The 13579-nt window shown below is 67.7% G+C and carries 12 protein-coding genes; 8 read left to right on the forward strand and 4 right to left on the reverse strand.

The window, feature by feature from the left end; genetic code table 11:
* The first annotated feature begins 3 nt into the window (after positions 1–3).
* The 3 genes from ACP59X_RS21285 (at position 4) to ACP59X_RS21295 (ending at position 3798) form a co-directional block, all read left to right on the forward strand.
* Positions 4–1560, forward strand: a complete 1557-nt coding sequence (locus ACP59X_RS21285) for a DHA2 family efflux MFS transporter permease subunit (protein ID WP_428562396.1) — start codon at positions 4–6, stop codon at positions 1558–1560.
* Between the two features lie 209 nt (positions 1561–1769).
* A complete protein-coding gene (locus ACP59X_RS21290; RefSeq protein WP_428562398.1) occupies positions 1770–2255 on the forward strand; it encodes a hypothetical protein in 486 nt (161 codons plus the stop codon).
* A gap of 343 nt (positions 2256–2598) precedes the next feature.
* On the forward strand, positions 2599–3798 hold the full coding sequence (locus ACP59X_RS21295; protein WP_428562400.1) for an iron-containing alcohol dehydrogenase: 1200 nt from the start codon (positions 2599–2601) through the stop codon (positions 3796–3798).
* 55 nt (positions 3799–3853) lie between these two features.
* Here ACP59X_RS21295 and ACP59X_RS21300 read toward each other — a convergent pair whose 3' ends face one another.
* Both ACP59X_RS21300 and ACP59X_RS21305 read right to left on the reverse strand, forming a co-directional pair.
* A complete protein-coding gene (locus ACP59X_RS21300; RefSeq protein WP_428562402.1) occupies positions 3854–4288 on the reverse strand; it encodes a hypothetical protein in 435 nt (144 codons plus the stop codon).
* A 52-nt stretch (positions 4289–4340) separates the two neighbouring features.
* On the reverse strand, positions 4341–5711 hold the full coding sequence (locus tag ACP59X_RS21305; protein WP_428562404.1) for an SH3 domain-containing protein: 1371 nt from the start codon (positions 5709–5711) through the stop codon (positions 4341–4343).
* Between the two features lie 132 nt (positions 5712–5843).
* On the opposite strand from ACP59X_RS21305, the gene ACP59X_RS21310 reads away from it, so the two are divergent.
* On the forward strand, positions 5844–6620 hold the full coding sequence (locus ACP59X_RS21310; protein ID WP_428562406.1) for a M48 family metallopeptidase: 777 nt from the start codon (positions 5844–5846) through the stop codon (positions 6618–6620).
* Here ACP59X_RS21310 and ACP59X_RS21315 read toward each other — a convergent pair.
* Both ACP59X_RS21315 and ACP59X_RS21320 read right to left on the reverse strand, forming a co-directional pair.
* Positions 6590–7315, reverse strand: coding sequence for a hypothetical protein (locus ACP59X_RS21315; RefSeq protein WP_428562408.1), 726 nt, complete (start codon positions 7313–7315; stop codon positions 6590–6592). The two genes, ACP59X_RS21310 and ACP59X_RS21315, sit on opposite strands and share 31 nt — an antisense overlap.
* Positions 7316–7345: 30 nt before the next feature.
* Positions 7346–7696, reverse strand: coding sequence for a hypothetical protein (locus tag ACP59X_RS21320; RefSeq protein WP_428562410.1), 351 nt, complete (start codon positions 7694–7696; stop codon positions 7346–7348).
* A 125-nt stretch (positions 7697–7821) separates the two neighbouring features.
* Between ACP59X_RS21320 and rnr the strand changes: the two genes are divergently transcribed.
* The 4 genes from rnr to ACP59X_RS21340 are packed head-to-tail and all read left to right on the forward strand — an operon-like array spanning position 7822 to position 13527.
* Complete coding sequence (gene rnr / locus ACP59X_RS21325) at positions 7822–10044, forward strand: ribonuclease R (protein ID WP_428562412.1); 2223 nt, start codon at positions 7822–7824, stop codon at positions 10042–10044.
* Positions 10041–10448 carry a hypothetical protein gene (locus ACP59X_RS21330; RefSeq protein WP_428562414.1) on the forward strand — a complete coding sequence of 136 codons (408 nt, stop codon included), beginning with the start codon at positions 10041–10043 and terminating at the stop codon, positions 10446–10448. Before rnr ends, ACP59X_RS21330 begins: the two co-directional genes overlap by 4 nt.
* Positions 10445–11311 carry a substrate-binding domain-containing protein gene (locus ACP59X_RS21335; RefSeq protein ID WP_428562416.1) on the forward strand — a complete coding sequence of 289 codons (867 nt, stop codon included), beginning with the start codon at positions 10445–10447 and terminating at the stop codon, positions 11309–11311. Before ACP59X_RS21330 ends, ACP59X_RS21335 begins: the two co-directional genes overlap by 4 nt.
* An 11-nt stretch (positions 11312–11322) precedes the next feature.
* Positions 11323–13527, forward strand: a complete 2205-nt coding sequence (locus ACP59X_RS21340; protein WP_428562418.1) for an ATP-binding protein — start codon at positions 11323–11325, stop codon at positions 13525–13527.
* The last annotated feature ends 52 nt before the right edge of the window (positions 13528–13579 follow it).

The following is a 13579-nucleotide window of genomic DNA, read 5'->3' on the forward strand; positions in this document are numbered from 1 at the left end:
GCCATGGCCGAACGCGCCCCCAACAAATGGCTCGTCACCATCGCGGTCATGGTGCCGACACTCATCGAGATCCTGGACACCTCCATCGCCAACGTGGCCCTGGGCCATATCCAGGGCAGCCTTTCGGCCGGCCAGGACGAGGTGACCTGGGTGCTGACCTCCTACCTCGTGTCCAACGCCATCGTCATCCCCATCAGCGGCTTTCTCTCCAAGGTCTTCGGCCGGCGCAACTACCTGCTGTTGTCGGTGGTGGTCTTCACGGTCGCCTCCATGCTCTGCGGCCTGGCCACGAGCCTTGGCATGCTGGTATTTTTCCGCATCGTGCAGGGCATCGGCGGCGGCGGCCTGCAACCCATGTCCCAGGCCATCCTGCTCGAGGCCTATCCGCCGCGCGAACGCGGCCTGGCCATGGCCATCTTCGCCATGGGCGCCGTGCTCGGGCCCATCCTCGGGCCGCTTTTGGGCGGCTACATCACGGACAACTACTCCTGGCGCTGGATCTTCAACATCAACGTGCCCGTGGGCGTCCTGGCCCTGGGGCTCATCTGGCTCTACATCAAGGACCCGGACTACCTGGAGCGGCGCAAGCGCGGCGATTCCGTGGACGTTATCGGCCTGGGCCTTTTAAGCCTGGGCCTTGGCTGCCTGCAGATCGTGCTGGACAAGGGCCAGCAGGACGACTGGTTCAACGACAACTTCATCCTGACCCTGTCGGTCGTCGCCGCCATCTGCCTGACCGCCTTCATCGCCTGGGAGCTGACTTGCAAGGAACCCGTCGTCGACCTCAAGGTCTTCGCCGACCGCAGCTTCGCCACGGGCAACGTGGTCATGTTCTTCGGCTTTTTCGCCTTTTTCGGGGCCATCGTGCTGTTGCCGCTCTACCTGCAAAACCTCATGGGCTACACGGCCTTCCTCTCGGGCGTGGTGCTCGGGCCGGGGGGGCTGATCATGCTCGTCATCCTGCCCGTGGTCGGCAAGCTGACCCAGAAGATCGACGCCCGGTTCATCCTGTTTACCGGCTTGCTCGTCAGCGCCTATTCGCTGTTCAACATGGCCGGCTTCACCCTGGGCATCGACCTCGGCACGGCCATCACCGCCCGCAACATCCAGGCCATCGGCATCGCCTTTTTCTTCGTGCCCCTGTCCTACCTGACCATGGCCTACATCCCCAAGGAAGGCATGAACAACGCCTCGGCTATCTTCAACCTGCTGCGAAACCTGGGCGGCTCCTTCGGCGTGGCCTTCGTCACCACCCTGCTGGCCCGGCGGGCCCAGTTCCACCAGGCCCGGCTCATCGAGAACCTCACGCCCTACGACCTGAGCTACCAGTCTGCCCTGGAGCAGATCAAAGCCTATCTCGGGACCAAGTTCCTCGGGGTCTACGACGCCTCCCAGATGGCCGGGGCGGCCCTGTACAAGCTCATGCTCCAGCAGGCCAACGCCATGGCCTTCTACGACGTCTTCCATGCCCAGGGGCTTTTTTTCCTGGGCCTGGCCGTGCTCATGTGGATCATGAAAAAACCGCCCATGGGGAGCAAGATGCCCGAAGGCATGCACTGACGCGCGCCGTCGCAATGCCGGTATTTCGGCGATTCCTCCAGGCCGCCCCGGGCGGCCTTTTTCGTGCCCGAGCCAACCCGGCGCCGATACGGACCAATTTATTTCCCAACCGCCTGGCACAATCCTGGCAAATACACTACCATGACACCACCGCGCCCCCTGGCGCGCGACCCCCAAACCCAGTCGTGCCAAACCCAAGGAGACGCCCCATGACCGTTTCGCGCCCCGCCGCCCTCATGACCCTGGCCCTGGCCCTGGCCCTGGCCACGCCATGCCAGGCCTTCAACCGCAAGACCACGGTGACCGGCCCCGGCAACAACACCGTCACCAACCAGGCCACCACCGTGCGCACCCCCGGCGGCTACAGCCGCAGCGCCACCACCACCGGCCCAGGCAACAACACCGTCACCCGCAATGCGGCCGGCCAGTACAATCCGGCCACCAAGACCTGGTCCACCGGCAGCACCACCACCGGCCCCTACGGCGCCACCACCTCCCGGGCCGCCACCACCACCGCCACCCCCGGCGGCTACACCCACAGCGGCACCGCCACCGGGCCGGCCAACAATTCCGTCAACCGGACCGCCCAGGGCCAATGGGACCCGGCCACCAAGACCTGGACCAACACCACCACCTACACCGGCCCCCAAGGCAACAGCGCCGACGTCAACCGCTCCACCACCGTCACCAAGTAGGTTTTCCCGGGATCAGACGCCCCGCCGCCGGATGGGCGGGGCGTTTGGTCGGCCCTCCACGGGCAGGCGACCGGTCTCGGGTCATATATTCCCATGTTTGTCCAAACGTGTTTCTTTTTTACCCATGCGCAAAAAACCCCGGCCCCGGCCGCCTGGCGCAGCCGCCAGGGGCCCAGGCTTCGGGTTTCACGGCGCCTTCGGGGTGTTATGCCACGTCCGACAGCGCACCAACTCCCTAATTTACTGGAATAATATGTAAAACTATGTGGCACGGGAATTGATCGGCCCCTTTCGCGACAGGCTGTCCCGCGGCCTGTCGGGACCGGAGCATGGGAGGCGCAACATGGGCGGTTGGGAAGCCAAGATCGACATCCACAAGGTGTTCGTCCTGCAACCCACGCGGCCGACGACCTATTTCGGCCTGGGCGCGCTTGCCCGCCTCGACGGCATCCTGGCCGACCTAGCCGCGGCCGGGCAGGACCGCATCCTGGTGGTCACCGACCCCGTGGCCTACAAGGCCAGCGGCGCCTGGGACTCCATCCTGCCCATGCTCTCGCGCCGGGTGGCCTTCGAGCACTACGACGGCGTGCGCCCCAACCCCACCTATGCCAACTGCGAGGCGGCGGCCAAGATCGGCAAGGCCCTGGGCGCCAAGGCCGTGCTCGGCATCGGCGGCGGCAGCGCCATCGACACGGCCAAGACCGCGGCGGCACTGCTGCGCCATCCCGTGCGCAAGGCTTCGGATTTCTACGAAAAAGGCGTGCCCATCAGCGGCGCCCTGCCCGTGGTCGCCGTCAACACCACCCACGGCTCGGGCTCGGAATGCGACTGTTTCGCCGTGGCCCAGTCCGACGGCGAGGACAAGCCCGCCCTGCACTCGCCCCACCTCTACCCGGCCTACGCCATCGAGGACCCCAGGCTCACCCAGTCCCTGCCGCCCCGCCAGACCGTCTTCACCAGCCTCGACGCCCTGTGCCATGCCCTGGAAGCGGCCACGGCCGTGACGGCCTCGCCCTATTCCATCGTGCTGGCCAAGGAGGCCGTGCGGCTCATCGTCGCCTACCTGCCCACGGCCCTGGCCCAGCCCGGCAACCTGTCCGCCCGCTACTGGCTGCTCTACGCCTCGGCCATCGCCGGCATGAGCTACGACCGGGGGATGCTGCACATCACCCACGCCCTGGAGCACGCCATGAGCGCCCTCAACGCCGACATCAGCCACGGCGAGGGGTTGGGGCTGCTACTGCCGGCGGTGTTGCGGGAGATCTACCCGGCCGCGCCGGAGATCCTGGCCGAACTGCTCGCGCCCATCGCGCCGGGGCTTAAGGGCGTGCCCGGGGAAGCCGCGGAAGCGGTGGAAAAACTGGGGGAATGGCTGACGGCCATCGGGCTTGCGCCGCGCCTGTCCGTCTACTTCACCGGCGCGGACGTGCCGGCGCTGTCACGCATGACCTTGCGCTCGTCCCTGGCCAGGATGCTCCTGCCCCTGGCCCCGGTGCGGGTGGACGCGCAACTGGTGGAGCGCGTCTTCCAACGGGCGCTGTGACGCCCCGTGCGACACCCCTTCTCCCATACGATCGTATTGGGGAAGGGGCACAGCGCTAGCGCAGGCGGGAATAGCCCCTGGGCGCGTCGTCGGCCAGGGACAGCCACAGGGCGGCCACGATGCCCCAGACCGCGTTGGCCGCCAGCACCACCACAGGGGTCCAGTCGCCCAGGTCCCGGCCCCACATGCCCTTGTCGAGCTGGCGCGGGAAGACCACCAGCAACTGGACCAGGGTCGGCCCGAGGCTGGCGAGGACGCCCCGCCAGAAGACCGAATCGGCCATCCAGCGCGGCAGGAATAGCAGCCCCCAGATGCCGCCCCAGACCAGCCGGGGATAGAGCCAGGCCAGGGTCCAGGCCGGGGCCAGCTGCACGCCCAGGGCCGCCGTCCAGCCGTAGTAGCCGGCCATCCACAAGGCCAGGCTGTTGACCAATCCGCCCGCCAGGCCGGCGGCGAAACACAGGCTCGTCCAGCCGAAGATATTGCGCATCCTTCCCTCCCCCCAAAAAAGGCCGGCCAGGCGGTGCCGGCCGCGCCACGGCTCAATTCGGCCGGGCCAGGATCGACATGGACCGGATCCGGTTGAGCAGGATATGGGACGGCCCCACGGCCGGGGCCTCCTCGCCGGCCCGCAGCGTGGTCACCACGGCCCGCCCCAGCACCAGCCGGCCGTCGCGGCCGCCCTCGCCGAAGGTCCGCAGCCCCCAGATGTCGTGGTAGACCACGGGCCGCCCCTTGTACTGACCGACATAAACGAGGATGTGCCCCTGCATCCAGACCAATGTGGCAAACGGCACGCCCTGGCTGAGGATGGTGGCTTCCTTTTGGTCGTTGGGCAGGTCGCCAAGGGGCACCGAGCCGCCGTAGGCCGCCTGGCTGGCCGAGTTGCGCGGCAGGTAGATGCCGAACGGCACGAAAAGGTCGTGGGTCAGGGCCGAGCAGTCGCGTTTGCCGTCGAGGCCGCCCCAGCCGTAGACCTTGCCCATAAACTGGTTGCCCACGCCGGCCACGTTGCGCGGCGTCATGGGCATGGGCATGACCGCCCCGGCCCCGGCCGGCAGGCGCACGCGGCGCAGTTCGGCCGCGCCCGACGGGGCGCGCACGGGCACGAGCACGGTCAACCCGGATTTTTCCGGCGGCCCGGCCAGGGGAAAGACCGCGCCCACGTCCACGGTGAGCCCGACCTCGGGCAGGGCGGTCTGGTCCTTGATGACGGCGGCCAGCTTGGTCGTGGCCAGGGCGGCCATGGCCGCGTCGTCCACGTAGGCCACGTCCGTGGCCGGCAGCCAGCCGAAGGTCAGGGCCGATTCGGCCAGGAGCCACGAGCCGTCGCGGCTGGCGTGGGTGACGAGCACCGGCGTTGCCGGCGGCAGGGCGGTGTGCTGGAGGTAGTCGAAGGGATAGCCTTCGCCGGGCAGGCTCGGGTCGGCGAAGCGGGGACTGGCCGTCGGCATGCCGCGCAGGTTGGTGTTCTTGACGGTCACGGCCTTGCGCACCACGTTGGGGTAGCTGCCCAGGCCGGCGGCGGCGTGCAGCGCGGTGGCGAACTCGGCCGGGTTGCGCCGCCCGCCCGCCCCGAAGCCCGGGGATTTCTCGAAGCGGCGGAAAATCTCCTCCACGGCCTTGCGGGGATAGCCGGGCTTGGCCATGTGCCAGGGCGCGGACCATTCCTGGACGAACCCGTCCAGGCGCAGGCCGATCTGTTCCTGGGGATAAAGGGGCTTGTCGGCGTTGTCGGGCCGCAGGTAGGCGTTGAGGTCCTGGGGCAGGACGCGCAGGTCCTCGACCTCGCCCTTGCCCTTGGCCTGGGGCGGCGGCGTGAAGGACGGCGCCGGCGGCTTGGCGCAGCCGAAGGCCAGGAGCAAAAAGGCGGCCAGGACGGCAAAACGGAAACGGCGAAGGGCACGGTTCATGGCGGACGGACTCCCTGGGCCGGCTTGACGGCCGGCACGGCCACCGACTATCCGGTTGCCGGGGGAAAGTAGACGTTGGCGCAACCGAAGACAAGCCCGATCCGGGCGGCATGTTCCTGAAAGGCCGTGGCAATGCGCGCGCGCAAGGTCATCGACGTCCAGGAGACGGCCCGGCTGATCGCCCTGGGGCTGCCGCCGGCGTTGCCGGTTACGGTGCGGGTGAGCGCCCGGGCCCGGGGCATCGTGCTGCGCATGTTGCCGGGCAGTGGCCTGGAGGTGGTGTCGCCGGCCGGGGTTGCGCCGGCCTATCTGCTCCAGGCGGTGGAGGCGCGCCGGGACTGGATCGCCCGGGTGTTCGGCCGACTTTCGGCCGAGGGCGGGTTTTCCGGCCGGGCAGCCGAGGTGCCGCGCCCGGCCCGGCTGGTGCTCACGGCCTTTTCCCGGGAGTGGGCGCTTACCTACCTGTCCAAGGACCGGCCCGGCTGCGCCGTGACCGCCCGTGGGCCGGGGGCGCTGGTCGTTTCCGGGGCGGTGCAGGAAGCCGCGGCGGTGGCGGCGGCGCTGAGCGCGTTTTGCCGCCTGCGCGCCGGGGAGCTTTTGCGCCCGGCCCTGGCGCAGGTGTCGCGGGAGACGGGGCTTCCCTACAGCGCCCTGACCATCCGGGCCCAGCGCACCCGCTGGGGCAGCTGCACGGCCAAGGGGCGCATAAGCCTCAACTACACCATCGCCTTCCTGCCCTGGGAGCTGTGCCGGCTGGTGATGCTCCACGAACTGTGCCACACGGTGGAACTCAACCATTCGCCGCGCTTCTGGGACGTGGTGGAAGGGTTCGTGCCCGGCTGTCGGGAGCTGGACGCCCGGCTCAACAGCGCCCGGCACTACCTGCCGCTATGGCTGTCGAGTTTATGAATCAACCTGGGGTTCACGCAACATTCGCAACAATAATGTTCACCACATTTCTTCGAATGGTGACGCTTCCGAAGAAGAATGCACCATATATATATCATCTTTTTCTCAAGTCCATATTCATCGTTATGCGATTCACGAAACACATACGAAAAACCAAGCCACAACGCTATTGAGCAAGCTATTGGGACAATTGAATACAACGGATTTATAAACAGAGGCTCTCCAACCGAAATCGTTGCAGCCCATACCATATAATAAGTTTGAATACAAATCAATATCCTTGCATAAATAAATACCCCTCCAAACCCTTGCACATCTATACGCCGAAGCTCATTTCTAAAACAATTTAACTTATCATCTTCGACCCGTTCAAATCTAAATGCATGCCAATCTCTTTCCCAATACGAATAATCCTTAAATCGCAAATACGCAGCATACAGCCTCACTCTTTTCCAAGCAGCCAAAGAAGCAATGTTTAAAATAAGCACCACCCCCCAAATCCAGTTAACCAGAATAGCAATATGCATCGATTCAATCGAATTTTGTGGCGGAGTAAATTTCAAGCCAGCCGATACCGCAAAGCCGAGTGCGGATACAGCTCCGATTGCTATTACAACTCTAACATTTCCTAATGTATTAATTTCATTGTGTATTTTTTTAAGATCATTATCCACCACCACATCATCCAAAGCCATAAAAGTCCCCTTTGATATACAGTTCTTTTACTAGGGCCGCTCGACCGTGACCTCGTCCAATTCCTCCTCGCGAAAATAAAAAACGGAAATAGGTTCGCCAATACGACGCACCACCACCAGCCGCCCCAGCGGGCCGTCGCCGGCCATGTCCAGGAGCGCCTCGCACACGGCCGCCGCCGCCTCGGGTAAGCAGGCCCGGCAGGCCGCCTCGAAGCGCAGCGATTCCGGCCCGGGCGTCACCTCCAGGCTGGCCACGTCGAGGCCGGCCAACGCCCCGGCCAGCACCTCGCCGGCCTCGGATTCAATCTCGCCCACCCGCTCGAAGGAATATTCGTCGGGATAGCGTATTTCACCAAGCAGCCGACAGGGTGCGTCGGGCATACCGCCTCCGAAACATGCTTTTTTTGGCAGATACCATGCCGCAATGCGCCCGGCAACGCGCCGCCGGGCTTGTGCCGCGCCCCAAGGGGCGCTAGACAGCGAAGAGCGCGACATCCGGAGGAATCATGGGAGCCAGGAGAAAACGGGGAAAAGCCCCGAAGAAACACGGGGCGGGACTCGACGCCGCCGTGGTGCTGCGGGTCTTCCGCGAAAGCGGCAAACCCCTGTCCGACAAGGAGGTGGCGCACAACTTAAAGGGCATCACCTTCAAGTTCCACGACCTGCGCCACCTGCTCGAGGACCTGCGCGAGGCCGGCAAGCTCATCCGCGTCCAGAAAGGCTGGGGCCTGGTCGAAAGCATGCGCCTGGTCACGGGCGTGCTGGAAATCAGCCGCTCGGGCGTGGGCTACGTCATCCCCGACGACAAGCGGCGCAAGGACATCTTCATCCACCCCAAGGACATCGGCGACGCCTGGCACGGCGACCGGGTGGCCGCCGCCGTCACCCGCGAACGCAAGGACAAGAACCACGAAGGCCGGGTGGCCCGGGTCATCGAACACACCGTGTCCCGACTGCCCTGCCGGGTGGTCAAGCGGCTGGCCCCTGACCTGTTCCTGTGCCGGCCCACGGACAGCCGCCACACCATGAGCTTCATGGTGGACTACCTGCCGCCCGGGCCGGGCGATCCCGAACCGGTCGCCGACGACATCATCAGTGTCGGCATCGGCGAAAAGATCGAATACAAGCTCTATTCCGGCAAGGGCCTGGAACTGCTCGGGGCGCAGGGCGACGTGGCCGTGCAGGAACGGCTGGTCAAGCTCAACCACGACATCCCCGGCCCCTTCCCGCCCAAGGCCCTGGCCGAGGCCGAGGCCTTGCCCGAACTGCCGGGCGAAGCCGATTTCGCCGGCCGAAAAGACCTGCGCGCCCTGCCCTTCGTCACCATCGACGGGGCCAAGGCCCGGGACTTCGACGACGCCGTCTACGTGAAAAAACGCGGCCGGGCCTACACGTTGTGGGTGGCCATCGCCGACGTCTCCCACTACGTGCCCGAGGGCGGCGCCCTGGACGCCGAGGCCCTGGAGCGCGGCAATTCCTACTACTTCCCCCAGTCCGTGGAGCCCATGCTGCCCGAGCGCATCTCCAACGGGCTGTGCAGCTTAAACCCCAACGTGCCGCGCCTGGCCGTGGTGGCGGAAATCGACTTCTCGGCCAAGGGCGAGCCCGGCCGCACGGATTTCTACACGGCGGTCATCGAATCCAAGGCGCGCCTGACCTACTCGCAGGTCAACCGGGCCCTGCTGCTTGGCGACGAGGCGGAGCGCCAGAACATCGCCGCCGTGCTGCCCATGCTGACCACGGCCGAAACCCTGGCCCGGGCCATCAACGCCGTGCGCGCCGCCCGGGGCAGCCTGGACTTCGACCTGCCCGAACCGGAGATCCTGTTCAACTTCCAGGGCGAGACCCAGGACATCCGGCCCAAGGTGCGCCATTTCGGCCACCAGATCGTGGAGGAGTTCATGGTGGCGGCCAACGAGGCCGTGGCCCGGTTTCTGACCGAACGGGAGGCGCCGGTGCTCTACCGCGTCCACCCCGAACCCGACCCGACCAAGCTGGAGGCCCTGTTCAAGCTGCTGGGCACCACCGACCTGGCCCAGACGCTGCCGGCCGCGCCGGGAGCAGCCGACCTGGCCCAGGTGCTGCGCCAGGCCTCGGGTTCGGACCTGGACTTCCTGGTCAGCCGCCTGGCGCTGCGCACCATGATGCAGGCCTCCTATTCGCCCAAGCTCGACGGGCATTTCGGCCTGGCCTCGACCTGCTACTGCCACTTCACCTCGCCCATTCGCCGCTACGCCGACCTGGTGGTCCACCGCTCGCTCAAAAATGTCTTCGCCGGCAAGCCCACCTCGGAAAAACGGGCGGCCAGGCTGGCCAAGGTGGCCGAGCACATCAGCCGCCGGGAACGCGTGGCCATGGAGGCCGAGCGCGAAATCCTCAAACGCGTGACCGTGCATTTCCTGTCCGACAAGACCGGCCGGCGCTTCACCGGGGTCATCGGCTCCATCGCCGATTTCGGCTTCTGGGTGGAGCTCAAGGAAGTCATGGCCGAGGGCATGGTGCGCCTGTCGTCGCTGTCCGACGACTACTACACCTACTTCCCCGAGCGCCACGAACTCATCGGCGAACGCACCGGCCGGCGCTTCCGGCTGGGCCAGCCCGTGGAAGTGGAGCTGACCAATGTGGACATGGGCCGCCTGTCCGTGGACCTGGGCCTGGTCGAGGGCGGCGAATCGCCCCTGGCCCTGCCGGCCCGGAAAAAGAGCTCCTCCCGCAGGCGGCGCAAATGACCGCCCCTGCCCGCCGCGACCGCCTCTTCGCCGCCCTGGCCGCCGGCTGGCTCGTGGTGGCCCTGGGCGCGGCGGCCAGCGACTGGCCCACGCCCCAAAAGCTTTCCGAGGAGCGGCTGCGCCTGGCCTACCTGTGGGCCAACGCCCTGGACAAGGACCTGCGCCCCTACGACGCGCCCATCGGCCCCGACCCCGACGCCCAGTACCAGGAGCTCGTGGCCGACTATACGGCCCGGTTCGGCGAGCGCTTCGACATCGCCTTCGTGGCCAACCGCCATGCCGCCTCCCTGGCCGGCATGGCCCGGGAACGGGCGGCCATCGCCGCCTTCGCCCTGGCCTCCACAGCCGCCGTCTGGGGGCTGTTGGGGGTGATCCGCAACCTTTTGCGAGGCAAGACGCCATGAAACCCCTGTTTACGCCGGCCCCGCGACGGGCCCGATTCCTGACGGCCGTTGCCCTGGCCCTGCTTTGCCTGTTTGGCGGCGCCTTTCGCGCCGGCGCGGCCGAGACCGCCCCCCTGGTCATCGCCGGCACCGGCGACAGCGAGGAACTGCTGCGCACCTTTGCCCTGCGCTTTATGCGCGACAACCCCGATACCCAAGTCGAGGTGCCCGACTCCGTCGGTTCCACGGGCGGCATCCGGGCGGTCGCGGCCGGCAAGGCCGAACTGGCCCGCACGGCCAGGCCGCTTCGCGACGAGGAAAAAGCCCAGGGACTGGCGGAGATCGTCTTCGCCAAGGCTCCGGTGGTCTTCGCCGTCAACCCCTCGGTCAGCGGCGTCGAATCCCTGACCGCAAGGCAGGTCCTGGAGCTTTTCTCCGGTGAGGTCACGGACTGGTCCGCCCTGGGCGGTCCGGCCGGCCCCATCCACAAGGTCTGCCGGGAGACGCCGGAAACCAGCCGCGACACCCTCAACGCGGCCATCCCCGGCTTCGCGGCCCTGGGCTGTCAGGGCCAGGCCGTGGCCTATTCCACGCCCGAGGCCGTCAAGCTCACGGCCGACCATCCCGGCGCCATCGGCTATTTCGCCAAGCCGGCCATGACCGGCTCCAAGTTGCGCGCCCTGGCCTACGACGGTGTGCCGCCCTCGCCGGAAAACCTGGCCCGGGAACGCTATCCGCTTTTTATTCCCTTCGCCCTGGTCTACAAACCACCCCTTTCCCCGCTGGCGGCCAGGTTCATCCAGGCCCTGGGCCTGCCGGACGGGCGCACGGCCCTGGCTAACTACGGCTGCCTGCCGTTGCCGGTCAAGATCGCCGCGCCGTAAAGAAAACCGGCATGCTGCGCTCGCTGCGAAACCAGATGCTGCTCGGCCAGTTCGCGCTGGTGGCCCTGCTCACTCTGGCCCTGGGTGGCGGCGTGTTTCATGTGGCCGCCTCGATTCTGGAGAACAAGGAGCGGGAGAAGGTCCGGCTGCTGGCCCAGGCCCTGGCGCGGGAAACGGCGCTGACGGCCGAACGCGGCGAGACCTTCCTGCGGCTTTTGGTCACCAGCCAGCCCTTCGAAACCTACCTGGAGACCGGCAACCCGCATCTGCTCCAGGCCCTGTTCGACCGCTACCGGGCGGCCTTCACCTTCATGGCCTACGTCAATCCCCGGGGTGTGCGGGAATACGCCGCCTCGGGCCCGGGCTACACGGACCGGGACGCGCCCGTAGGCGAGGACCCCCTGGTGGCCGCGGCCCTGGCCGCGCCGGGGACCATCGTCCACGGCCTGCGCAGCGCCTCGACCGGGGGCGAACCGACCTTGATGCTGGCCCTGGCCCGGCGCAGCCCCTTCGGCCGGGACATGGGCGCCGTGGTGGCCGCCTGCCCGGTGGAGGCCATCGCCCGGGGGGTATTGGCCTTGCGCCTGGCCCAGGGTGGGGGCGCGGTCCTGGCCGACGGCAGCGGCCGGCTGCTTTTCGGCGAGAGCCTGCCGGGCCTGCCGGACAAAATCGAGCCCGGCACCCCCCTGGCCCAGGCCCTGGCCGCCCAGAAACCCACGGACCATACCGAGGCCTTCGACGGCGCGCCCTACCTGTTGGCCGCCGCGCCCGTGGGCAAATACGGCCTGTCGGCCGTGGTGGCCCTGCCCCGCGAGGCCGCCATCGACCGGGAAATCGGCCGGCTGCGGTTCCTGGTGGCCATACTCGCGGCCGGGGCGGCCTGCCTGACGACGATTGTCGCCGTGTGGTGGACCGGCGGCATCGCCCGGCCCATGGGCCGGCTGGCCCGGGCGGCCCAGGTGGCCAGCAGCGGCGACCTGAGCGTGCGCGCCCCGGTGGACGGCCCGACCGAGACCCGCCAGGTGGCCCGGGCCTTCAACACCATGGCCTCGCGCCTGGCCGCCTCGCGCCAGGAACTGCAGCGGGCCAAGCACTTCCTGGAAAGCATCCTGGCCAACGTCAACGAAGTCATCATGGTGGTGGACCGGCAAGGCCGCCTGACCATGCTCAACCGGGCCGGGGAAATGCTGCTCGGCTACGCCCCGGGCGAGGCCGAGGGCCGGCCGGGCTCGGATTTTTTCCCCGCCGCCGACCCGCTGCGCGCCCTGCTGGATATGGCCGACCACCAGGACCTGCTGGCCACCGGCGGCGTGTCCGGGCTGGAAAAAGAGCTCGTCGGCAAGGACGGCCGCACCGTGCCGGTGCTCGTGTCCCTGGCCTTGCTGCGCGAATCGGGCCAGCCCGGGCAGGGTGTGATCTGCCTGGCCATGGACGTGACCGAACGCCGCCGGGCCGAGGCCCTCACCCGGGCCCGCAAGGCGGCCGAGGCCGTCAGCCGGGCCAAGACGGAATTTTTGGCCGTGGTCTCCCACGAGATGCGCACCCCGCTCAACATCGTCCTCGGCATCCTGGAGCATCTGCGCGACCAGCCCCTGCCGTCCCTGTCCCTGGCCGGCATCGACCAGGCCCTGGCCTCGGGCCAGACCTTGCAGGAGGTCATCGAGGCCATGCTCGATTACGCGAGCCTGGAAGCGGGCCGGGTGCTGCTGCGCCGCCAGGGCTTCGACCCGCGCCGGCTGGCCGGCGAGGCGGCCGCGCGCTTCGCCACGCCGGCCAGGCTGCGGGGCCTGGACCTGACCGTGGTCGTGGACGCGGACATGCCCCCCCGCATCATCGGCGACCCCGCCCGGCTGGGCCAGGTCATCGGCAACCTGGTTTCCAACGCCGTGCGCTTCACCCCGGCCGGCACGGTCGGCCTGCGCCTGTCCGTGGCCCCCGGGCCGCACCTGCACCGCCCCGGAGCCCGGCGCCACCTGCTGGTGTCCGTTACGGACACGGGCCTGGGCGTGGCCGAGGACAAGCTGGAATCGATCTTCGAGCCTTTCACCCAGCAGGACGCCACCTCCACCCGGCGTTTCGGCGGCCTGGGGCTGGGGCTGTCCATCACCTGGCGGCTGGTGGCCCTCATGGGCGGCAGCCTGTGCCTGGAAAGCCGCGAGGGGCAAGGCACCCAGGCCTGGGTCAGCCTGCCCGTGGAAGAGGCGGCCGAGGCCTGACGCGAAAGGCCCCGTCGCAGGGGCTGCGGCGGGGCCTTTCGCGTCAGGCACC

The sequence above is a fragment of the Solidesulfovibrio sp. DCME genome (assembly GCF_049995385.1).
Classification (GTDB): Bacteria; Desulfobacterota; Desulfovibrionia; order Desulfovibrionales; family Desulfovibrionaceae; genus Solidesulfovibrio.